A 20,800-nucleotide genomic window follows, 5' to 3' on the forward strand; every position below is an offset into this window, starting at 1 on the left:
TGTTGGTAACTTTTTTAAAACCCGAAGGGAATTTTTTAAAAAAAGTTATCAATCTTCCGATTACAAATCCGTATTTTTGAATTAATTAATAACCTAAAAATGGTCAACGTATTTTAGGACATGACAAAAACTACTTTATATATATTTTTCTTTCTGATTTATTGGACATGTTCGTTTTGTCAAAATCAATATACCTACATAGAAAAAGGAGTTGATTCAATAGATTTATGTAAAACAAATTACAACTTAGTTGGTCAAAAACTTAAAATATATCACAATGGAGGAATTTATTTAACTGCAAATGGAATTGAATCAAAATTTATACAATGGATAAATGAGGAAGTAAAATTAAAAGCAGGGAAATCACATTGGGGAAATTTTGAACCTAAAACTGGAGACATAGGAGAAGTAGTTCAAATTGGAAAGAATAAATATGATGAACTCATTTACATTCTAAAAATTGATTCGCTTTATGTACCAATAAAATGCAGCTATTTAACTCAAGCTAATAATCTGAGTTCCGAAGAAAAATCAATAGAGAGATGGAAAGAAATTGAACGATACGGCGAAGGAAATTGCAATTTCAAAAAAAATGGATTAAATGAAGTTTATAATCGAGCTGGAATTGCAAAAATAGATAAACTTGCTGAAAATTTTGCTTGCAACTTACGAGAAACTGGAATTGATAAGGTTATGCTCATCAAGCGAATATCAGACAATGGCTCTTCGCCAAATGAAGTTGAATATGTCTATTGGTATGAAAACGGTCAAGGATTTAAAACAGCATTTGAAAACAATAAAGAACACAATCCAACTCAAACAAAAATTGAAAAATATGATTGGAAAGATATTTTAGAATATTACAATCAGAATGTAAAAGGAATAGAACTTAAATTCCCACAATCTTTTGTAAGTCATTTTACAAATCTTATTATTCAACTTTATCAAGGTAAAGAATTTTATAGTTATGGGATGCAATTATTGATAAAAAAAGAAGATGAAAGTTTGCCAAATGTAAAATTCATAAGATATGTAGAACGAAAGCTAAACGAAAAATAAAAACATCACATAACAAGTGTTTGCCACAATTGATTACTATGATATTTCAAAAATAAGATTCATATTTTCTATTGTTTTTGGTAATAATTCAATATCTTTTATTCATTTAAAACAATAGATTTATTTAAACATTAATTAGCTCAATTTGTTTTAATCAATTTTAATTTTAGACCATGATTCTTATCTAAATAATAAAATTAAACATTCAATTTCTTGAGAGTTTTTTTTACATTTGACCAATTACTAGTTGAAATAAGTTGTTGTAAATTATTAAATATAGAATTGCGAAATGAGTGAGTATAAAAATAGTCGTTGTATAAATTGCGATACCGAAATAATTGGTAAATTTTGTCACAATTGCAGCCAAAAATCAAATACACAACGTCTTGACATTAAACATTTTATCCAACACGACATAATTCATGGCGCATTTCATTTAGATAAAGGTTTGCCTTTTACACTAAAAGAAATCATACTAAGACCTGCTGCTGTTGCTCAGAACTACATTCAAGGAAAAAGAGTACGATATTATAACTTCTTTTATTTGACGTTAGTAATTATTGGTTTTACGCTCTTGTTGCAATCCTTTATGGACAAACCAAGTTTTAGAAACAACAATCCTTCTTATGTAAAAAGTTTGAATTTTGCACGTGAGAATATCAAGTTCATTTTGCTTTCGTTTATCCCTTTATTTGCAATTTCTTCAAGAATGGTATATCACAAAGTAAAGTTCAATATCGCTGAACATAGTATTATTGCGAGTATATGCCTAATTTATTTTTTGTTGTTCAATTTATTATCTGATATTCTTAAATTAATGAAGTTGGATGAAAATACCAATCCTATCATAAATTTAATAACTGCAATAACAATTATCATTATTTACTATCAAGTTTTTAAAGAATATTATCAAAATAAAAGGTATTTGAATGTAATAAATGCCTTTATAACACTATTCATTTTTATTATTTTCTTTGTTCTACTTGTATCCTTTATTGTGTTATTTATAACAATGAAATAAAAATCAAAAATACTTTTTCCTCAACCAAAAAGCCACATTAACCAAAATAATCAATGCTGGAACTTCAACTAAAGGTCCAATAACTCCAGCAAATGCTTGTCCGCTATTGATTCCGAAAACGCCTATGGAAACGGCTATCGCTAACTCAAAATTATTTCCTGAAGCAGTGAACGATAATGCAACAGCATCTCTATAATTGGCACCAATTTTCTTGGAAACAAAAAACATCAAGAAAAACATAATGGCAAAGTAAATCACTAGTGGAATGGCAATTCGAATTACGTCCATTGGTAAATCGACAATCATTTCACCTTTCAAACTGAACATTACCACAATCGTAAAAAGAAGCGCTATCAAAGTAATTGGCGAAACAAATGGTATAAATTTCTGATTGAAGAATTTATCTCCTAAATATTTTTTAATCAAAAATCGGCTAATCACTGCTAATGCAAACGGAATTCCAAGATAAATCCCAACGGTTTTAGCAATTTCTGAAATAGTAATATCGAGTTCCAAACCTTTAATTCCGAATAATGGCAACATCACTGCCAAATAAAAATAAGCATACAAACTAAAGAAAAACACTTGTAGCAAACTGTTAATTCCGATTAATCCAGCTGTTAGCTCTCTATTACCTTCGGCTAGTTCGTTCCAAACGATTACCATCGCAATGCACGGAGCAATTCCGATAATGATTAAACCGGTCATGTATTCTGGATAGTCTTTTAGGAAAAAAGTTGCTAATAAGAACATCAAAAAAGGTCCAACAATCCAGGTTATGAAAAACGAAGCCGTCAATAATTTGGGTTGTTCAAACATTTTAGGAACTTGCGAAAAATCGATTTTTGTTAATGGCGGATACATCATTAAAATTAGTCCAATTGCCAAAGGAATATTTGTAGTTCCAGATGAAAACGAGTTAATAAAATCGGCTGAATTCGGAATAAAATAACCAATGCCAACTCCAATTAGCATCGCTAGAAATATCCAAAGTGTTAAGTATCGATCTAAAAAATTAAGTCTTTTTTTCATGTTAAACCATTAAGGTATTAAGATTCATTAAGATTTTTTATGTTCACAGTTGTCATTCCGTAGGAATCTCATTTAATCTGACTAAACACATAATGCATTTCACTTGCAATTTGCAAACTTCTTTCTGCGTATTTTTCGTTCATTAAATCCGTTCCGTCAAAAGCTTTTGGATCGTCGTATTTTATTGGAAATCTGGCTTCTGCACCAAAAACCATTGGACAACCTTCATCTGCATTATTACAAGTCATTATGGCTCCAAACTTACTTTTCGGATTAAAATCATCGAAATACGCTTTTGAAAAACAAATAATCGGGTGTTGATTTGCATCAAATTTCACAGCATAAACTGGATTTTGTTCCTCACTCAACTTCTGAATTTCAAATCCTTGATTGGTCAACGTTTCACTAACTTTTGGAAACATGGCTGTAGCTTCCGTTCCACCAGAATAGAAAAAAACCTTTTGAATTCCGAATTTAAAAGCCATTGTTTGTGCCCAAATTTGTGACAAATGACTTCTGCGTGAATTGTGTGTGCAAATGAAGTTTAGACGAATTTCTTCGTTGGAGTTTACTTTATTTTGAATATAATCAATCAAAGGTTTCAAAACTTCTGTTCGCTCGTTTGAAACTGAAATTTTTGAAATAGCTGCTATGGTATTTTTTAAATCTAGAAACATATTATTTCTTTTTAAAGGAACAAAAAATAAAATTCTGGTTAGTATCAAATGGCGTTTGATGATTTTCTTCAAAACATTTTATCTTCTCAAAATCACTTCCAAAAATGGCATCAAATTTGGCTTCAGAATATTGTGTGATTTCTAATCCACTACATTTTAAAGGTCCGTTTTCTGAGAAAGTTCCAAGAAATAAAAATCCTTTAGATGCAATTGCATTCGAAACTAATTCTTTATAAATAGTAATCTCATTTTCATTAGTTAAAAAATGAAAACTAGCTCTATCATGCCAAACATCAAAAGTAGTTTCTGGCTGAAAATCAACAATATCAGAAACTATAAAAGTTACATTTTCTGCCTTTGCTCCTAACCTATTTTTGATGCGTTCAATAGCATTCGCAGAAATATCTAAAAGAAATAAATTTTGGTAACCCATTTCTAATAAATTGTCAATCAGATAACTATCCCCTCCGCCAATATCAATGATTTTGGCTTCTTTTGGAATACTATTTTCAATGAAAAAATTAATTGATGTTTCTGGCATTTGTTGATACCAACTTACTTCCGTTTCTTGCTTGGTTGCAAAAACTTTTTCCCAATGTTCCTTTTTTGGACTCATATTTTTCAATTAATTTTTAACAACAACCAGAATCTGGAGTACAAGACGATGCATTTTTAGGTTTCCACTCTCCTATTTTTACTTTCAATTTTTCTGGCGGAATTCCACAATTGTCTTTTGCCAAACAATCGGTTAGTTTTGATTTTAATTGGAAGTTAGTTCCGTCAAAATCTAAACCGAATTTTCCTATAGTTTCTTTCATTTGGTATTCTACTTCAATTTCTAAATCTGGAATTTGCAATTTAGCTTCCGATAATTCAATGATGTGAACCAATTTTTCTGGATGCAATCTGTGATCATAATCGTTGGCTTCCCAAAGTTGGAAATTCACAACTTCTTCAGTTCGAACTACGCCACCACAATCGATGAAATGTTTAGTAATTTTCCCAACTTCAGTAACGTGAAAATGACTTGGAACCAATTCGCCATTAGGCAATTGAAAAGCTATTTGTGAAAGATTTTTTAACTGATTTTTTATTTCTGATAGTTTCATTTTTTTTAGTGATTAGTGATTAGTAAAAAGTGATTAGCTAACAACATTTGTTCTTTAATTTATGTCTAATCATTCCAAAATGATTTTCTATTTTATCAATAGTATCCGGATTGATGCAATAGCAAATGGCTGTGCCTTCTATAGTTCCTTTGATGATATTGGCGTTTTTTAATTCCTTTAAATGTTGCGAAATTGTAGGTTGTGCCAATGGTAATTCGTTTACAATATCACCACAAATACAGGAATCTACCGACAATAAATAATCGACAATTGCAATTCTTGCTGGATGTGAAAGTGCTTTGAATAAAGTTGCCATTTCGTTGTGCTCTTCTGAAAATGATTCTGATTTGGATGCTCCCATTTTTATAAAAAATTATTATATTGCAATATTACGATAAAACAATTATATAAAGCGAATTATTATGTTAAATTTATACTACAAATCAAACTTCTCAATTCCGAAATAATTTCATACTTTTGAAATCTTAAAAAATCTATAACTATGGCAGCAATAACATTAGGTGGAAACCCAATAAACACAAATGGTTCATTACCTCAAGTAGGTTCAAAAGCAACCGATTTTCAATTAGTAAAAAGCGATTTATCTGTAGCAACTTTAGCTGATTATGCAGGAAGCAAATTGGTTTTAAACATTTTTCCAAGTATCGATACTGGAACTTGTGCTACTTCGGTTAGAACTTTCAACGCAAAAGCAAGTGCTTTGGAAAACACAAAAGTATTATGTATTTCAAGAGATTTACCTTTTGCTCAAAAACGTTTTTGTGGCGCTGAAGGATTAGAAAATGTTGAAAATTTATCTGATTTCAAAGAAGGAAGTTTCGGAAAAAATTATGGTTTAGAAATCGTTGATGGTCCATTAGCAGGATTACATTCTAGAGTAGTAATCGTTTTAGACGAAAACGGAGTTGTAAAACACGCTGAACAAGTTGGTGAAATTGCAGACGAACCTAATTACGAAGCCGCTTTAGCATCACTATAATGGAATTCGAAAGAGATAAAACCTTCTTAACTGGACGATTTAAAAGTATGGGATTTGCCTTTAAAGGCGCCATCAAATTAATTACAACCGAACACAGTGTAATGGTACAAAGTTGTTTGGCTGTTGTAATGATTATTGCTGGTTTTTACTTTGAAATTTCTCACGAAGAATGGTTGATTCAAACCTTAGCCATTGGTTTAGTCCTTGGAATTGAAGGTCTAAACACTGCAGTAGAAAAAGTGGCCGATTTTATTCATCCTGAATACCATGAACGCATTGGTTTTATCAAAGACATTGCAGCTGGAGCCGTATTTTTTGCTGCGATGACTGCTATTGCTATTGGATGCATTATTTATATTCCAAAATTTTAATTGATTACAACATAAAATTTCTATTTTTATACCAACTATTTAATTTCGAATGGCAAAACAAGTAAAAAAAGAAAATACAAAACCTGACGAACTAGGAGAAAAACTTCCTTGGAAAATGAAAAGACAATACAAAGTAGTTTTTGGTTGTCTTTTAGTGCTTTTATCCATAGGACTTTTGGTGGCTTTCATTTCGTTTTTCATGCATGGTCAAGAAGATCAAAGTATAGTTACTGCTCTTTCTGACAGAAACAAACCTGCAGAAAATTGGTTGGGAAAAGTAGGTGCTTTTTTAGCTGACTTCTTTATTTACAAAGGATTTGGAGCCGCATCGTTTCTTTTTGTGAAATTGTTTTTCATAACAGGAGCTTTTATGGTTTTAGATTTGCCATTAAAGAAGTTAAAATCAACTTGGTTTTGGGATTTATTTGCCATCATCATTTTATCAATACTTTTCGGATTCTTTGCTAATTCTATTCCAGAACTTGGCGGAACTATTGGTTTTGAAATGAATCAATTCTTTCAAGATTACATCGGAAAAATTGGAACTTTCTTAGTCTTACTTTTTGGTTTAGTAATTTATTTGTTATTCAAAATCAAAATCTCTCCAGACAGCATCAAAATGTTTTTTGAGAAAAAGCAAAAAGAATTCAAAGAAGATATTGATGCTATGAAATCAAAACCTTCTGAAGATGCAAGTGGAGCTTACAACCTTGAAGAATATGCTGTTGAGGAATCAAAAGATGATTTAGATGAAGCATTTGAAGAGCCTTACATCAAACCAGCAACATCTCAGTTTGAAATCAATAAAGAAACATTGAAACCAACAATTTCAAGCTATTCTGAAATTGAATTGGAACCTACTTTAAAAAATGAACCAAAAGTTGCTCCTTCGCTTTCACTAGAAGTTGAACAACCCATAACCCCAAAAGTAGAACCTGCTAAAGAAATAATCAAAACCAATGACGAAGCTTTTGTAATTGAAAAATCGCAAGACGAAGATACGGTTGAAGAAAATTTGGCAGCCAAATTAGTAGCCGATTTTGGTTTATTTGACCCTAAATTAGAGTTATCTAATTATAAATTTCCAACTATTGATTTACTGAAAGAATACTCAAGCGTTGGAATTACCATCAATCAAGAGGAACTTGAAGACAACAAAAACAATATTGTAGAAACTTTGCGTAACTACAAAATTGATATTGCTCAAATTAAAGCCACTGTTGGTCCATCGGTAACACTTTATGAAATTGTTCCAGAAGCTGGAATTCGTATTTCTAAAATTAAAAGTTTGGAAGACGATATTGCACTTTCGCTTTCAGCATTGGGTATTCGTATCATCGCTCCTATTCCAGGAAAAGGTACAATTGGTATTGAGGTTCCGAACAAGAATCCTACTATGGTTCCAATGAAAACGGTTATTGCATCTGCAAAATTTCAAGAAGCCGAAATGGAATTACCAATTGCATTAGGAAAAACTATTTCTAACGAAACTTTTGTATTTGACTTAGCCAAAATGCCTCACCTTTTAATGGCTGGAGCAACTGGTCAAGGAAAATCGGTTGGTTTGAATGCTGTTTTAACTTCGTTATTATACAAAAAACATCCTGCAGAAGTGAAGTTTGTTTTGGTCGATCCAAAGAAAGTGGAGTTAACGCTTTTCAACAAAATTGAAAGACATTATTTAGCAAAATTACCAGATTCTGAAGATGCCATTATCACCGATAATAGCAAAGTAATCAATACTTTGAATTCGCTTTGTATAGAAATGGACAACCGTTATTCTTTATTGAAAGATGCGATGGTTAGAAACATTAAAGAATACAATGAGAAATTCAAACAACGAAAATTAAATCCAGAACACGGACACCAATTTTTACCTTACATTGTATTAGTGGTCGATGAGTTTGCCGATTTAATTATGACCGCCGGAAAAGAAGTGGAAACACCAATTGCTCGTTTGGCACAATTAGCTCGTGCTATAGGAATTCACTTAATCATTGCTACACAAAGACCTTCGGTTAATGTAATTACGGGTATGATTAAAGCTAACTTTCCTGCGAGAATTGCTTTTAGAGTAACCTCAAAAATTGACTCAAGAACTATATTAGATTCTGGTGGTGCCGATCAATTGATTGGACGTGGAGATTTATTGTTTTCTAATGGAAATGATTTAGTTCGTGTACAATGTGCCTTTGTAGACACACCTGAAGTTGAAAAAATTGTAGATTATATTGGTTCTCAAAAAGCTTATGCAAGTGCGTTCATGCTTCCTGAGTATGTTGGAGAAGAAAGCAGCATGAAATTAGACATCGATATTTCTGAAAGAGATTCTATGTTTAGAGAAGCTGCAGAAATAATTGTGACCGCGCAACAAGGTTCGGCATCATTATTGCAAAGAAAATTGAAACTAGGTTACAATCGTGCCGGAAGACTAATAGATCAACTAGAAGCAGCCGGAATTGTTGGACCTTTTGAAGGTAGCAAAGCCAGAAGTGTAAACATTCCAGACTTGGTAGCTTTAGATCAATTTTTAAACAATGAACAAAACAATAATTAAAATGAATAAATTTCTGTCAATTGCGTTACTACTTTTTGTTAGTTTAACCGCTAATGCACAAGATAAAAAAGCTAAAGAGCTTTTAGACGATGTAACTGAAAAAATTAAAAGTTATAAGAACATCGTTATTGATTTTAAATACACTTTGAATAACGCCAAAGAAAACATCAACCAAGAAAGCAAAGGAAATGTAACTTTGGAAGGAAATAAGTATGTTCTTAATTTTATGGGCGTAACTAAAATTTACGACGGAAAGAAATCCTACACTATAAATCCAGAAGATGAAGAAGTTACTATTTCAAGTGTAAATGACAAAGATGATAAAGCTATTACGCCTGCCAAAATGCTAACGTTTTTCAATAGTGGTTATAAATATTCTATGGATATTTCTCAAAACATTAAAGGACGTAAAATTCAATACATCAAATTAATTCCGAATAGCGCTAAAGACCAACGTAAAGAGGTTTTGTTAGGAATTGATGTTCAAACTAAAACCATTTACAACCTTATAGAAGTTGGTAAAAATGGTACAAAAACTACATTGACTGTTAATTCTTTCAAAACCAATCAGCCATTGTCAAAAAATCAATTTACATTTGTAGCGAGTAAATATCCTAACTACTACATCAATAAATTAGATTAGCTTTTGTGAAAATATTAGACAAGTATTTATTAAAATCATTCCTGATTACATTTACTACGGTATTTGTAATCTTGTTTTTTATATTCATACTTCAAACCGTCTGGTTATTCATTTCAGAGTTGGCTGGTAAAGATTTAGACTTCCTTTTAGTCGTGAAATTTTTACTATTCTCTATGCCAAGAATAGTTCCGCTAGTATTGCCTTTATCTGTATTATTAGCTTCTATTATGACTTTTGGAAGCTTGGCAGAAAACTACGAATTTGCAGCAATGAAATCTTCTGGAATTTCTTTTCAGAGAACCATGAGAAGCATCACCGTATTTATAATTTTACTAAGCATTTTATCCTTTTTCTTTGCCAACAATGTAATTCCTTACGCAGAATATAAGTTCATCAACTTTAGACGAAATATCGCTCAAGTTAAGCCAGCAATGGCAATCGCAGAAGGTCAATTTAGTGAAGTTGGAAATTATACCATCAAAGTAGATAAAAAATCAGGTGAGAAAGGAAACTTTCTTATTGGAGTAACCATTCATAGGAAACTTCCAAATGGTGAAGGAAATACAACCGTAATTAAAGCTAAAAAAGGTGAACTAATAAGTAGTGAATCATCTAATACTCTAAAATTAGTTTTAACAGACGGAAATTACTACGAAGACATTATTCCTAAGAAATATGAAGAACGTCCTAGAATTCCATTTGCTAAAGGAACCTTCAAACGTGATGTAATTAATATTGATTTATCAAAACTGAATCAATCGAGTATGGATGAAGTGGATATTTCAAATACTAATACCATGCTTAATATAAGTGAGTTACGATTTACTATTGATTCACTTAATACCAATTACAAAAAAGACCTTCGCTCCTACACAGAGAACATTTATTTGCGAACTGGTATAAACAATACTTACTATCAACCCGATAGTACGCAAGTAAGAACCAAAGTTTCTTCCAATAATTTATTGGCTAATCTTACTGATAGTCAAAAAAGTGAGATAGTAAAAATTGCTTTTAGTAATATAGAAAATACTGTTTTTTCTATTGACAGTTCTATTTTTGAAATGCAAGCCAAACAGAAAAGTATCAACAAACATTGGATTGCATTACATGACAAATACATGATTGCCTTTTCATGCTTATTGATGTTTTTTATTGGAGCACCACTAGGTTCTATCATCCGAAAAGGTGGTTTGGGATTACCAATTGTATTTGCAGTAGCGATTTTTATTGTATTCCATTTTATCAATACTTTTGGAAAAAGAGTAGCTCAAGAAGACGGAATGACACCCTTTATGGGCGTTTGGATGTCGTCGATTGTATTAACTCCTCTAGCAGTATTACTTACCTATAGAGCTATTAATGACATTGGAGGTATGGTAAGTTTTGATGGTGTTTTACTTCCTCTTCAAAAGTTTTTTACAAAAAAAGCACAAGAGAATGAGAATGCAACTCCAAAAACTATTGATGCCTTATTTGATACTAAATCACACATCGAAAAGTATCAAAAATATGCCAATTTTGGGTTAATCGCTTATGCTATAACATTCATAACCTGCATACTATGGTTTATAAATAGTTCAATTATCATCACAATTTTGTTTGGATTAAGTATTATAGTATTACTATATTTTATATATCAATCACAACAAATAGTTTCAAAAATAAGCAAGGCACATTGTATAGCAATCGAACCTGGTATGGGTATTTCACTATTAACTGGTTTTCCTTTTTATGGTTTGCTTTACCTTTACACAAAAAAAGTTTTGAACACATTAACTACTAATTAAGATCATGTCAAATAACATACAACTCAACACTATAGAAGAAGCTATCGAAGACATTCGTCAAGGTAAAGTTATTATTGTTGTTGATGATGAAGATAGAGAAAATGAAGGCGATTTCTTGGCTGCTGCCGAAAAAGTAACTCCCGAGATGATTAATTTTATGGCTACACATGGTCGTGGATTAATTTGTGCACCATTAACTGAAAGTCGTTGTAAAGAATTGGATTTACACGCGATGGTTAGAAACAATACAGACCACATGGAAACTGCATTTACGGTTTCTGTAGATTTAAAAGGAAATGGCGTTACTACTGGTATTTCAGCAGCTGATAGAGCCAAAACGATTCTTTCTTTAGTGGATGAAAACACAAAACCCTATGATTTAGCGCGTCCTGGACATATCTTTCCGTTGGTTGCAAAGCAAGGTGGCGTTTTGAGAAGAACTGGTCATACAGAAGCAGCAATTGATTTTGCACGTTTAGCTGGATTCAAATCGGCTGGAGTTATTGTTGAAATCATGAATGAAGATGGAACAATGGCTCGTTTACCACAATTGGTTGAAGTGGCAAAGAAGTTTGATTTAAAATTAGTTTCCATTGAAGCTTTGGTGGCTTACAGAATGCAACACGATAGCTTAATTGTAAAGAAAGAAGATTTTGAAATAGAAACACGTTTCGGACAATTTCGTTTGAGAGCTTATCTACAAACCACAAATAAACAGGTTCACGTAGCTTTAACTAAAGGAAGTTGGAGTAAAGGTGAATCTATCTTAACACGTATCAATTCAACGCAAATCAACAACGATATTTTAGGAACCTTGACCAACAATGCCGACAAAAAATTGGATGATATGTTCCGATTGATTAACGAAGAAGGCAAAGGTGCCGTTATCTTCATTAATCAAGAAGTACAATCGTTAGATTTATTGAATCGTTTAAAAGAACTTAAAGTATTACAAGAACAAGGAATCATCAATGCACCACAAATTAGAATGGATGCGAAAGATTTTGGTATTGGAGCCCAAATATTGCACGACATAGACATTTCTAAAATACGATTAATCACCAATACGCAACATACAAAACGTGTTGGAATGATTGGATATGGATTAAAAATCACGGATTACGTGGGTTATTAATGCAAAAAAAAAGCAGAATTTAAGTTTCTAAAGTATAGAAAATGAAACGATTAGTTTTTATAATAAAAATTAATCGTTTTTTTGTTTAAAATCTATTTGGAAAACAAAAAAAGGTTACTATATTTGCATCCGCAATACGGAAGTATGTGCGTCTTACTGGAGAAATGGCAGAGCGGTCGAATGCGGCAGTCTTGAAAACTGTTGACTGTAACAGGTCCGGGGGTTCGAATCCCTCTTTCTCCGCATAATTAAAACCCTAACAATTGATTATCAATTGGTTAGGGTTTTTTATTTCTAGCCCTAGTCCACATTTAGCCCACAATCAATTTAAAATCTATTTACCAAAGAATACAAGCCTTTTAAGCTGTTTTTAGCTTGTAAATTCCATTCTTGATATTTTGTGTGATTACGGTTACTTTGTATTTGGTTTCTAATTGGGCAATCAAACGGTGAGCTTCGTTGGTTTCTACCTCATCTAATTGTCTTCTTCTTGCATTGTAAATATCTAAAACCAATTGCGGATTCTTGTCAAAACCTTCAGGTGAAGCTACCTCTTCTATTTTGTGCTTGTTCCATAAGCCATTGGCATCACGAAAGGTACTAATGCAGCTTTCTTGACTGATACGGCTCCTGTTAAAAAAAAACGATATGGTTTGTTTGTTGCATTACAGTGTCGATTTTTTAAACTTATATAAGCTATAGTTCAAATAAAGAAACCTAATTCCGAAAAACAGCAAAAGAAATGGATACACTATGCAAAAAACAATGAAATTAAATTCATAATAAGATATTCCTACTAGATTTGACATGTTAATAATAAAATCGGTGCAATACACATACAGTTGCCCACCTAAGTTTTCAATTATTTCCATTTTTATGCTTTTTTAGAGTTGCGATTTTTATAGTTAAATGACGATTCCAAATAATAAGTACTCCAATCGTCAAAGGAAAGAAAACTACATATAGCAATATATTTGCTGCTCCATAATTACCTGTTGCCATTAGTAATCGAATGGTTCCAAAATAAATTGGGTCGGTATATGGAAAACTGGTTTTTAGCCATTTCGTATGATGTTTTTTACAATACAACGTGTTATTATGACATATCCACGTACATTGTTTGGCATCTGCTTTATTACTATTTATTGCTTCAATCGTGTTAACTCGATAACCTTTTTCCTTCTTTTTAAGGGCAATTGTTTCATTCACAATTACCATGAATAAGAATGGTAGTAAAAAGACCGTTATATTGAATCCAATGGATTTTAATTTTTTAATTTTCATTATTATATGCTTTATATTTGAATATAAAAATTACTAAAATATGTTTCCTCTGAGTTTTTTTTTGAATTTACAAACTATTTAAATGGTCATAAATATCGTTATCGCTTTATTATTTTTCTCAATTAATGAGATAGCTGATGTTTTCATAAACATAACAAATTAAAAATGAAACTACTGTTATGCCAAAAAAATGTAACTAAAAATTGCATTTATCAACACATTTGAACGACTGTTCTGCATACTAAGCCACCATGTCGTGAGTTGATCGGTTGGCTAACCCAATGGATTATCTTGATGCTTAATTAATATATACTTTTTGTTTATTAAACCAAAAGTAATTTTTAATAGGCACTAATTTATTACCTATTAATTCAACAGGAAATGCATAAGAGACTGAAAGTAAGGTATTCGTTTTCGGACAAATTGAAATAATTTCAGAATAATCCCAACCTCTACTTATTATTTCTTGCTCCAAAGTATTGAGGTATATACTGAGTAAAACTCCGAAAGTTTTTAGGCCTACATTCCCATTAAAAATCTTGACTAACGATTCATCAGAATAACTCTTGAATTGATTAATCCACTGCTCTCTTTGTTCGGCAAACTGATTCATAACATAGCAATTAAAATTATACACTTATTGTCATGTCGTATCAAAACGGTAAAAAATAATATTTCTCAACACATTTGAACGACTGTTCCGCATACTAAACCACCGTGTCGTGAGCTGATCGGTTGGCAGGAAATAAATTCCTTCCAGATGCTGGGTGCATAATTAAATAAAAAAAATGAAACATACAATAAAAATATTTTAATAAAATAAAAATTATTTAAAATATTAATTATCAATAACTTAAAAATTATTTATATAGAAATGTTGTTAAAAATTTTGTAGATTGAAAGTTTATTAATATCTCTGCAAAGTATTTCGAACCCATTTAGGGTACCAACCGAGTGTAGACACCACGGTGGTAAAACAATACGGGCCCGTCCGGTCAAAATAAACGTAAGTTTACCCAGACAAACCTTATTTTCGAAATACAAGTAACGATAGTTTAACTTAATCATTATTTGTATGAAAAATGTATTGCACGTTTTTTTTAATGACCACACTTCCCTTCAAATTGAGGGTGTGGTCAAAAAAACGGAGGACACTTTTTTAAAAGTGCACGAACTTAAAGAAGGTAATTTGCCTTTATTTATTGAATTAGAACACCAACAGGTAAATACTTTACTTGAACTTACCAAAATGTATCCCTATGTTTTGTTGTATTTTAATCAAGAAGATGATGGGATTCTATTTAAAGGAGCCGCATTTAATTGTAACGAATCTGAAATGCAGTTTTCCATTACGACTCAGTACAAAAAGATTCTTTTATTACCTCTTCCGATTAGTTTTAAGGTAAATGAGGTAACACATATTAATTTAATTGTTTAGTTATGGATACTAATTCAAAAAATAAAGAAAACGAAAATTGGCACGAACATAAAATGTTTAAAGATGGTTATGGCAAGTTCCCTTATGTAATACTAAAAGTGGGCTATGCTTTATTTATGCAAATTCCAATCCATTTTAATAAAAACAATGATTTTAGTAACTATCCAGGCACCCATATCAATGGTATTTCTGAACAAGAGATAAAAGATTTCGAACAAGAGTATTCCGCACCGCTTCATGAAAAAATTATTGAACATTGTTTATGGATGAAAAACAAAATCGAAGCAGAGAAAGCTAAACCCATCAAAATGTGCTTGGTGGAAGGTCCTGAAACATCTTATTATTTTGATGAAGAGGGTATCCAATTTAGTACCAATATTCCTGGTGGTGGTACATTACTTACCCAAGATAACAAAGTCATTGGTATGAATGTGCAACATTATTTATAATTAGTAACTTAAAACAAATGCTTATGTAAAATCAAAGAATTTAAGGTTAAACAATATTTCAAAAACAATAAAGTCAAAGAACAAAAAAGCAACCATCATTCTCATTTCTAACTAAAAAACATTAATAATAATGATATACATCAAATCAGAAGCTTATTTAACCGAAAAAGGACAGTGTGATGTAAATGAAGATACTATAGTATTTGAAAAAGAAGCACTTTACCTGATTTGTGATGGCGTGGGAGGAAATGGGAATGGTCAAGTTGCTTCAAAATTAGTGGCAACAACTGTAAATAACTTTTATAAAAACAATCCTAATTTCGAATTATCGAATTTAGAAGTTACAATAGCGGATGCAATTATACAATTTAAGAAGAAAAATCCATCCATGAAGCTAATGGCAAGCACCATAGCTTTGACTAGATTGACAACCAAGTCAATACAAATTGCTTGGATTGGCGATAGCTTAGTTTACCATATCAGAAATGGACATTGCAACTATAAAACAAAAGGGCATACATGGGTTAACGAAGCTATTGATAAAGGTGAAATCACAACACTAGAACAGTATTTTCATCCCAATAAAAATCAAGTTACACGAATCATAAATGGGAACCAACCTCCTACTCCACTTGATTGTCATATAGTAACAGACCTTCAAGAAAATGATTATTTTTTACTGATTTCAGATGGCGTATTAGAAGCTTTCATTGAAGATGATTTAATGGCACTGTTTAAATCTAATGATTCATGCACTGAAATCATAACGACCATCAACCAACAATGTGCACAATTTTCTATTGATAATTATTCGGCTATTCTTTATCAGATTGGAATAAATGAAAATTAAAAAAAATATCAGTAAATCAGTTACTATCAATCACAAAATCAATTTAACTAAATCAAAATGAAAAAATTACTCTTACATATACCACATGCTTCTGTTGTTATACCTTTCTATGATGGTTATATCAACGACCAATTAAAAATTGAAAAGGAGCAATTAAAATTAACCGATTGGTACACCGACGAATTGTTTTTCTCGTCATCAGATACTCTGATTAAAGCTCCATTTTCAAGGATTTTTTGCGACGTAGAACGATTTGAAAATGATGCTGATGAAGTCATGTCAAAATACGGAATGGGTGCGGTATACACGCATTTTGATTCAGGTGAATTAATGAGAGAAGTTATACCAAGTTTAAGAAATAGCATCATGCAAGAGTACTATTGGAAGCATCATAATGAATTTACTTTTGCGGTTTCTAACGAATTGGAAAAAAACGGAACTTGTTTAATCGTTGATTGCCACTCTTATCCTTCGACACCCATAACTCGCGATTTAAATCAATCTCCTAAACGTCCTGATTTTAATATTGGGATTGACCCTTTTCATACGCCACAATTCCTCATCGACGCTTCCGTTGCTTTTTTTGAAGAAAAAGGATATAGTTTAGGAGTAGACTGGCCATATAGTGGTACGATAGTTCCTATGGCTTTTTATCAAAAAAATCCAAACGTATATTCTATTATGCTAGAAATTAATAGAGGATTGTATTTACTGGAGCCAGGAAATGAAAAATCAGAACAATTTACAGCAATACAGCAAGTAGTTCAAGACTTTTTAAAAATGCTAAAAAACAAGTATTAATTTGTATAAGAAAATAATTTTATTTATTTCTGTACTTCCATTCAAACCTAAAATACACTCTTATGATACCAACTACTCTATTAGAAGCTTACAAAGCTACTTGTTATGAAATAATTCAATCCAAAATTGCAATTTTTATTGGACAAGAAAACGAAGCTTTACAAACCTTTTTAAAAGAAAATGAAATTACAAACTGGTGCTTTATAACCGCTTGGAATCCGTTTTCTAATGTTTTACCAATCGAAGAAAATAGCGCATTAAACGAATCATTAAAATTGGATTTGAAAGATTATAAAATACTTGAAGCAGAAGGAAAAGACACTATTGGAAATTGGCCACCAGAACCTAGTTTTTTTGTAGCCAATATTTCAGAAGAGCAAGCGATTGCATTGGGGAATAAATACCAACAAAACGCAATTGTATATGGCACAATCAATCAACCTGCTAGATTAATTACTTTAGTACCTATAGCATCGTAACCTATGTTGTATAACACCCATTATAAAAAAAAGAAAACAGCTATTCATTCCATTTATTATCATAATGATAAGGGTGAAAAAGTAGGCGTATTCTCCTCCTATTCACTCATTATTTCTGAAATTAATTTATTAGGAATAACTACAAAAGGAGTAAGTATCAGAGAAATTCAAAATAAAGTTAGTCAATTATCGTTGGACAATTATATGAAACTGAACTTTGAAGAAGATGTTGATTACTTTACCCTTAAAAAAAATCAAATTAAATACAGCGTGCTTATACATCATTTAAAAGAACTCAATTACTGGCTATATAATTATAATCCCAATATAATGCCAAAAGATATTGGATTTGACTATAGACTAACTAAATAATTATTTTTGTTCCCATGAAAAAAATTTTTGTTTTCTCTTTTTTATTTCTTTTAGGATGGCTCGTATATTACTTTTATCCTGAACAACCATTACCTAAAGATTCTAAAATAGATGCTATGATAGTATACAAATCAAAACATCAATTATTAGCATTCAGCAAAGGGAAATTAATAAAAACATATACGATATCATTAGGCAGAAATCCAGTTGGTGCTAAAGAATATGAAGGCGATCAAAAAACTCCTGAAGGAATGTACTCTATCCATGATAAAAATCCGAATAGTGGTTGGCATAAAAACTTGGGCATTTCTTATCCCAATCAAAATGATATGGCGAAAGCTAAAAGATTGGGCAAACCTGCAGGTGGTGATATTAAAATTCACGGTTTAAAAAATGGAAAGGGTTACATTGGTAAATTCCACCGTTGGCAAGATTGGACTTTAGGCTGTATTGCCGTTACAAATGCCGAAATAGATGAATTGTATGCTGCTGTTAGCGTAGGTTGTACGATTGAAATTAAACCATAACAATTTATAAAAAATAGAATTATGAAAAAAATAGTATTGCTATTGTTGGTTGGGATTTTTTGCTCATTTACTACCCATACACCAAAAACTATTTACATCCAACCGCTTGGAGATGTAAATCAAAAATACCTTACCTACGTTAAAAATTCAGTTACTGATTTCTATGGCTATACTTGTGTAATTCAACCAAAAGTAAATCTTACAAAGGATATTTTAGCCGCTAGTAAAACCCGTTATGAAGCCAGTAAAATTTTAAATAAATTCAAATCAAATGAAAATCTTTTACTAATTACAGAAAAAGATATCGCCTACCGAAAAAGTACTTCGTTTACCGAATGGGGCATTTTTGGACTTGGACTACGACCAGGAAAAACCTGTGTTATCTCCACTTTTAGACTTAAAAAGGGTGTAACTACACAAAAAATGTTAGTTCGTCTTAAAAAAGTAGCGCTGCACGAAATTGGCCATAATTTAGGACTTATACATTGCACCCATCACAAAGATTGTTTGATGAATGATGCCAAAGGCACCATACAACAAGTGGACCGAGAAAAAATATGGTTTTGTTCTAAGTGCTCGAAAGTGATTCATAAATAATTAAAATCATAAATTATGAAATATTACATCGTTATAATATTAGCTTTAGTTGTATTGTTTTTATTGACAACCTATTTAGAAGGATTGGGGTTTTTTATCTTTATCGGTTTAATAATTGGTTATATTTTTTATCATACTAAAGATTAATTTAAAATTTACAAAATGAACAATATGGTACTTTGGCTGATATTATTAATAGTTTGTATTTGGTTATTAACAAGAAAGTGTGACTAGTGCAATTATTTCCACTTTTTAATTTATCCAAATATTTTACACAGACACAATATGGCGATGTTGCGATTTATATTTGTATTAAATTAAAAATATTGATATCTTTATACTAATTTAACTACTCTATGCAATACCTTCGTTTATCTAGGAAAGCAACTCCTTTTTATTGTCCTGTTACTGGCGAACAACTTTTATATGAGGATAATTATCATTCTTCTGTTGCTACTTTGTTTCATTTTATAGATATTGATGGAGGAAATCTCATTGATGAAAAACCAGAAATTAGACTTCTCTATAATGAGGCATTAGAAGAGCTACTTCAAGGAAAATATAATAACTACAACTTTAAATTTGATGCTTCAGAAGCAACTAAAGCTTTTGATGTTTTGGTGCATGTAAAGTTAAAGAACCATACTAATACCGTTTTGTTTGAACTTTGTGATTCAGGAACTGCTTGTGGGCCAATATCGAATAGCGTTTTTATTGGTATTGATATGGGATTTATCAATACTTCTGAGAAAGCTGAAATTGATTTTGAAACGTTTACTTTTTGCTTTTCAGGTTTTGAAAATTATGAAAGTGTTTTATTCAATGCTACTAAACATAAACCATCATTAAACGGATATGCGTTGTTTATGGAAGATACTATGGGTTGCGGTGGGTTCTACTTTATTAACAATGAAGAGGAATGGATAAACTTGCTCCCTGCTCTAGTTCTGTTGGACCATATAAATCAAGAATATACAAGTATCCCAATTGAGGTGTTTGATTCATTGCAAAAAGTGTATTTGGACTATTTTAATGCTGGCATTTACGAACAACTACTAGAAGATTTTACTATCGATTTAAACGCTGTGTTATCGGATTATAAGATCGTGTTTTTCGGAAAAGTAACTGATTTACTTGAAGCAAACTCTGAGTTTTCAACTGAATTACTTGAGGAATTTGATAACAATACTAAAACACATCTTGATGATTTCTTAATTTTTTTAAGTAGTTACTCTAAATATTAAAATTTACTATTATGGAAGAACCTTTTAAGCAAGAGACAACTGCTTTTTTAAATGACTATTATGATGCAATAGGAATTACGTCGGAAGAGTTGAAAAAGAGTTTAAAAATAGAGAAGGCATCTGATGAAGAACTATTAGCGCAATTTTCAGAAGAAGAAATTCAGATGGGAATAGAACATTATAATGATGAATATGTAATGATACGCAATTTACTTTTCTATAAATCTATTGATGATGTTGAAAATTATTTGAAATGTATGGATGAATTAAAAGAATATGTAGAATTTTCATTTGATAAAAATCTTTTAGACAGGTATTTATTGCTTGAAAAGAATATTTTTGGATAGGCATTTTGCTTTGTTTTA

At 31.2% G+C, this 20,800-nt stretch carries 25 protein-coding genes, 1 tRNA gene, 2 pseudogenes and 3 riboswitches; of the genes and pseudogenes, 20 read left to right on the top strand and 8 right to left on the bottom strand.

Features of this window, described 5'->3' with window-relative positions; translation table 11 throughout:
* The first annotated feature begins 120 nt into the window (after positions 1-120).
* On the top strand, positions 121-1,059 hold the full coding sequence (locus tag ABD766_RS09745; RefSeq protein ID WP_344816499.1) for a hypothetical protein: 939 nt from the start codon (positions 121-123) through the stop codon (positions 1,057-1,059).
* A gap of 289 nt (positions 1,060-1,348) precedes the next feature.
* Positions 1,349-2,080 carry a DUF3667 domain-containing protein gene (locus ABD766_RS09750; RefSeq protein ID WP_344816500.1) on the top strand — a complete coding sequence of 244 codons (732 nt, stop codon included), beginning with the start codon at positions 1,349-1,351 and terminating at the stop codon, positions 2,078-2,080.
* A 3-nt stretch (positions 2,081-2,083) separates the two neighbouring features.
* On the opposite strand, the gene arsB is transcribed toward ABD766_RS09750, so the two are convergent.
* From arsB to ABD766_RS09775, 5 genes are all read right to left on the bottom strand, one after another.
* The gene (gene arsB / locus ABD766_RS09755) at positions 2,084-3,112 is read right to left on the bottom strand and encodes an ACR3 family arsenite efflux transporter (protein ID WP_344816501.1); all 1,029 of its coding nucleotides are present in this window, start codon (positions 3,110-3,112) and stop codon (positions 2,084-2,086) included.
* 68 nt (positions 3,113-3,180) lie between these two features.
* Positions 3,181-3,789, bottom strand: coding sequence for an arsenate-mycothiol transferase ArsC (locus ABD766_RS09760; RefSeq protein ID WP_344816502.1), 609 nt, complete (start codon positions 3,787-3,789; stop codon positions 3,181-3,183).
* A 1-nt stretch (position 3,790) separates the two neighbouring features.
* Complete coding sequence (locus tag ABD766_RS09765) at positions 3,791-4,405, bottom strand: class I SAM-dependent methyltransferase (protein WP_344816503.1); 615 nt, start codon at positions 4,403-4,405, stop codon at positions 3,791-3,793.
* Between the two features lie 16 nt (positions 4,406-4,421).
* Positions 4,422-4,898, bottom strand: a complete 477-nt coding sequence (locus ABD766_RS09770) for a DUF6428 family protein (protein WP_344816504.1) — start codon at positions 4,896-4,898, stop codon at positions 4,422-4,424.
* A gap of 37 nt (positions 4,899-4,935) precedes the next feature.
* Positions 4,936-5,259: an ArsR/SmtB family transcription factor gene (locus ABD766_RS09775; protein WP_298305457.1), complete on the bottom strand. Its 324-nt coding sequence runs from the start codon at positions 5,257-5,259 to the stop codon at positions 4,936-4,938.
* Positions 5,260-5,400: 141 nt separating this feature from the next.
* Between ABD766_RS09775 and tpx the strand changes: the two genes are divergently transcribed.
* From tpx to ABD766_RS09810, 7 genes and pseudogenes are all read left to right on the top strand, one after another.
* The gene (tpx, locus tag ABD766_RS09780; protein ID WP_298305454.1) at positions 5,401-5,898 is read left to right on the top strand and encodes a thiol peroxidase; all 498 of its coding nucleotides are present in this window, start codon (positions 5,401-5,403) and stop codon (positions 5,896-5,898) included.
* Positions 5,898-6,269 carry a diacylglycerol kinase gene (locus ABD766_RS09785; protein WP_344816505.1) on the top strand — a complete coding sequence of 124 codons (372 nt, stop codon included), beginning with the start codon at positions 5,898-5,900 and terminating at the stop codon, positions 6,267-6,269. The genes tpx and ABD766_RS09785 overlap by 1 nt, the downstream gene beginning before the upstream one ends.
* 49 nt (positions 6,270-6,318) lie before the next feature.
* The gene (locus ABD766_RS09790; protein WP_344816507.1) at positions 6,319-8,826 is read left to right on the top strand and encodes a DNA translocase FtsK; all 2,508 of its coding nucleotides are present in this window, start codon (positions 6,319-6,321) and stop codon (positions 8,824-8,826) included.
* A gap of 1 nt (position 8,827) precedes the next feature.
* A complete protein-coding gene (lolA1, locus tag ABD766_RS09795) occupies positions 8,828-9,469 on the top strand; it encodes an outer membrane lipoprotein periplasmic chaperone LolA1 (RefSeq protein ID WP_298305449.1) in 642 nt (213 codons plus the stop codon).
* 5 nt (positions 9,470-9,474) lie between these two features.
* Positions 9,475-10,911, top strand: a pseudogene (locus ABD766_RS09800) (LptF/LptG family permease); the annotation flags it as partial.
* Between the two features lie 352 nt (positions 10,912-11,263).
* Positions 11,264-12,394 carry a 3,4-dihydroxy-2-butanone-4-phosphate synthase gene (gene ribB / locus ABD766_RS09805; protein ID WP_425556578.1) on the top strand — a complete coding sequence of 377 codons (1,131 nt, stop codon included), beginning with the start codon at positions 11,264-11,266 and terminating at the stop codon, positions 12,392-12,394.
* A gap of 158 nt (positions 12,395-12,552) precedes the next feature.
* Positions 12,553-12,637, top strand: a tRNA-Ser gene (locus ABD766_RS09810).
* A gap of 149 nt (positions 12,638-12,786) precedes the next feature.
* On the opposite strand, the pseudogene ABD766_RS09815 reads toward ABD766_RS09810, so the two are convergent.
* The 3 genes and pseudogenes from ABD766_RS09815 to ABD766_RS09825 all read right to left on the bottom strand — a co-directional run.
* Positions 12,787-13,044: pseudogene (locus ABD766_RS09815) on the bottom strand (Sir2 family NAD-dependent protein deacetylase); the annotation flags it as partial.
* Between the two features lie 208 nt (positions 13,045-13,252).
* The gene (locus ABD766_RS09820; protein ID WP_344816509.1) at positions 13,253-13,678 is read right to left on the bottom strand and encodes a hypothetical protein; all 426 of its coding nucleotides are present in this window, start codon (positions 13,676-13,678) and stop codon (positions 13,253-13,255) included.
* Positions 13,679-13,885: 207 nt separating this feature from the next.
* Positions 13,886-13,981: riboswitch (SAM-I-IV-variant riboswitch) on the bottom strand.
* Positions 13,977-14,291 (bottom strand): hypothetical protein, encoded by a 315-nt coding sequence (locus tag ABD766_RS09825; RefSeq protein WP_344816510.1) that lies wholly within the window; start codon positions 14,289-14,291, stop codon positions 13,977-13,979. (Overlaps the previous riboswitch by 5 nt.)
* Before the next feature lie 60 nt (positions 14,292-14,351).
* A riboswitch (SAM-I-IV-variant riboswitch) is annotated at positions 14,352-14,447 on the bottom strand.
* A gap of 149 nt (positions 14,448-14,596) precedes the next feature.
* A riboswitch (SAM-I-IV-variant riboswitch) is annotated at positions 14,597-14,691 on the top strand.
* Between the two features lie 152 nt (positions 14,692-14,843).
* Here ABD766_RS09825 and ABD766_RS09830 point away from each other — a divergent pair.
* The 11 genes from ABD766_RS09830 to ABD766_RS09880 all read left to right on the top strand — a co-directional run bounded on the left by ABD766_RS09830 (position 14,844) and on the right by ABD766_RS09880 (position 20,782).
* On the top strand, positions 14,844-15,116 hold the full coding sequence (locus ABD766_RS09830; RefSeq protein ID WP_344816511.1) for a hypothetical protein: 273 nt from the start codon (positions 14,844-14,846) through the stop codon (positions 15,114-15,116).
* Between the two features lie 2 nt (positions 15,117-15,118).
* Positions 15,119-15,565, top strand: a complete 447-nt coding sequence (locus tag ABD766_RS09835) for a hypothetical protein (RefSeq protein WP_344816512.1) — start codon at positions 15,119-15,121, stop codon at positions 15,563-15,565.
* A 130-nt stretch (positions 15,566-15,695) separates the two neighbouring features.
* On the top strand, positions 15,696-16,415 hold the full coding sequence (locus tag ABD766_RS09840) for a PP2C family protein-serine/threonine phosphatase (RefSeq protein ID WP_344816513.1): 720 nt from the start codon (positions 15,696-15,698) through the stop codon (positions 16,413-16,415).
* A gap of 57 nt (positions 16,416-16,472) precedes the next feature.
* A complete protein-coding gene (locus ABD766_RS09845) occupies positions 16,473-17,216 on the top strand; it encodes an N-formylglutamate amidohydrolase (RefSeq protein ID WP_344816514.1) in 744 nt (247 codons plus the stop codon).
* Positions 17,217-17,278: 62 nt separating this feature from the next.
* On the top strand, positions 17,279-17,695 hold the full coding sequence (locus tag ABD766_RS09850) for a DUF3293 domain-containing protein (RefSeq protein WP_344816515.1): 417 nt from the start codon (positions 17,279-17,281) through the stop codon (positions 17,693-17,695).
* 3 nt (positions 17,696-17,698) lie between these two features.
* Positions 17,699-18,067, top strand: a complete 369-nt coding sequence (locus ABD766_RS09855; RefSeq protein WP_344816516.1) for a hypothetical protein — start codon at positions 17,699-17,701, stop codon at positions 18,065-18,067.
* A gap of 14 nt (positions 18,068-18,081) precedes the next feature.
* Positions 18,082-18,594, top strand: a complete 513-nt coding sequence (locus ABD766_RS09860; protein WP_344816517.1) for a L,D-transpeptidase family protein — start codon at positions 18,082-18,084, stop codon at positions 18,592-18,594.
* Between the two features lie 21 nt (positions 18,595-18,615).
* Positions 18,616-19,191: a matrixin family metalloprotease gene (locus ABD766_RS09865; protein WP_344816518.1), complete on the top strand. Its 576-nt coding sequence runs from the start codon at positions 18,616-18,618 to the stop codon at positions 19,189-19,191.
* Positions 19,192-19,206: 15 nt separating this feature from the next.
* Positions 19,207-19,338 (top strand): hypothetical protein, encoded by a 132-nt coding sequence (locus ABD766_RS09870; protein ID WP_344816519.1) that lies wholly within the window; start codon positions 19,207-19,209, stop codon positions 19,336-19,338.
* 209 nt (positions 19,339-19,547) lie between these two features.
* Positions 19,548-20,435 (top strand): hypothetical protein, encoded by an 888-nt coding sequence (locus ABD766_RS09875; protein WP_344816520.1) that lies wholly within the window; start codon positions 19,548-19,550, stop codon positions 20,433-20,435.
* A gap of 11 nt (positions 20,436-20,446) precedes the next feature.
* Positions 20,447-20,782 (top strand): hypothetical protein, encoded by a 336-nt coding sequence (locus ABD766_RS09880; protein WP_344816521.1) that lies wholly within the window; start codon positions 20,447-20,449, stop codon positions 20,780-20,782.
* Positions 20,783-20,800 lie beyond the last annotated feature (18 nt).

It is taken from the genome of Flavobacterium cheonanense (assembly GCF_039539185.1).
Taxonomy (GTDB): Bacteria; Bacteroidota; Bacteroidia; order Flavobacteriales; family Flavobacteriaceae; genus Flavobacterium; species Flavobacterium cheonanense.

Bases quoted from the DNA above. Each gene is read 5' to 3' on its own strand.
- ABD766_RS09745 (WP_344816499.1), top strand. From the start codon at position 121: ATGACAAAAACTACTTTATATATATTTTTCTTTCTGATTTATTGGACA.
- ABD766_RS09750 (WP_344816500.1), top strand. From the start codon at position 1,349: ATGAGTGAGTATAAAAATAGTCGTTGTATAAATTGCGATACCGAAATA.
- arsB (WP_344816501.1), bottom strand. From the start codon at position 3,112: ATGAAAAAAAGACTTAATTTTTTAGATCGATACTTAACACTTTGGATA.
- ABD766_RS09760 (WP_344816502.1), bottom strand. From the start codon at position 3,789: ATGTTTCTAGATTTAAAAAATACCATAGCAGCTATTTCAAAAATTTCA.
- ABD766_RS09765 (WP_344816503.1), bottom strand. From the start codon at position 4,405: ATGAGTCCAAAAAAGGAACATTGGGAAAAAGTTTTTGCAACCAAGCAA.
- ABD766_RS09770 (WP_344816504.1), bottom strand. From the start codon at position 4,898: ATGAAACTATCAGAAATAAAAAATCAGTTAAAAAATCTTTCACAAATA.
- ABD766_RS09775 (WP_298305457.1), bottom strand. From the start codon at position 5,259: ATGGGAGCATCCAAATCAGAATCATTTTCAGAAGAGCACAACGAAATG.
- tpx (WP_298305454.1), top strand. From the start codon at position 5,401: ATGGCAGCAATAACATTAGGTGGAAACCCAATAAACACAAATGGTTCA.
- ABD766_RS09785 (WP_344816505.1), top strand. From the start codon at position 5,898: ATGGAATTCGAAAGAGATAAAACCTTCTTAACTGGACGATTTAAAAGT.
- ABD766_RS09790 (WP_344816507.1), top strand. From the start codon at position 6,319: ATGGCAAAACAAGTAAAAAAAGAAAATACAAAACCTGACGAACTAGGA.
- lolA1 (WP_298305449.1), top strand. From the start codon at position 8,828: ATGAATAAATTTCTGTCAATTGCGTTACTACTTTTTGTTAGTTTAACC.
- ribB (WP_425556578.1), top strand. From the start codon at position 11,264: ATGTCAAATAACATACAACTCAACACTATAGAAGAAGCTATCGAAGAC.
- ABD766_RS09820 (WP_344816509.1), bottom strand. From the start codon at position 13,678: ATGAAAATTAAAAAATTAAAATCCATTGGATTCAATATAACGGTCTTT.
- ABD766_RS09825 (WP_344816510.1), bottom strand. From the start codon at position 14,291: ATGAATCAGTTTGCCGAACAAAGAGAGCAGTGGATTAATCAATTCAAG.
- ABD766_RS09835 (WP_344816512.1), top strand. From the start codon at position 15,119: ATGGATACTAATTCAAAAAATAAAGAAAACGAAAATTGGCACGAACAT.
- ABD766_RS09840 (WP_344816513.1), top strand. From the start codon at position 15,696: ATGATATACATCAAATCAGAAGCTTATTTAACCGAAAAAGGACAGTGT.
- ABD766_RS09845 (WP_344816514.1), top strand. From the start codon at position 16,473: ATGAAAAAATTACTCTTACATATACCACATGCTTCTGTTGTTATACCT.
- ABD766_RS09850 (WP_344816515.1), top strand. From the start codon at position 17,279: ATGATACCAACTACTCTATTAGAAGCTTACAAAGCTACTTGTTATGAA.
- ABD766_RS09855 (WP_344816516.1), top strand. From the start codon at position 17,699: ATGTTGTATAACACCCATTATAAAAAAAAGAAAACAGCTATTCATTCC.
- ABD766_RS09860 (WP_344816517.1), top strand. From the start codon at position 18,082: ATGAAAAAAATTTTTGTTTTCTCTTTTTTATTTCTTTTAGGATGGCTC.
- ABD766_RS09865 (WP_344816518.1), top strand. From the start codon at position 18,616: ATGAAAAAAATAGTATTGCTATTGTTGGTTGGGATTTTTTGCTCATTT.
- ABD766_RS09870 (WP_344816519.1), top strand. From the start codon at position 19,207: ATGAAATATTACATCGTTATAATATTAGCTTTAGTTGTATTGTTTTTA.
- ABD766_RS09875 (WP_344816520.1), top strand. From the start codon at position 19,548: ATGCAATACCTTCGTTTATCTAGGAAAGCAACTCCTTTTTATTGTCCT.
- ABD766_RS09880 (WP_344816521.1), top strand. From the start codon at position 20,447: ATGGAAGAACCTTTTAAGCAAGAGACAACTGCTTTTTTAAATGACTAT.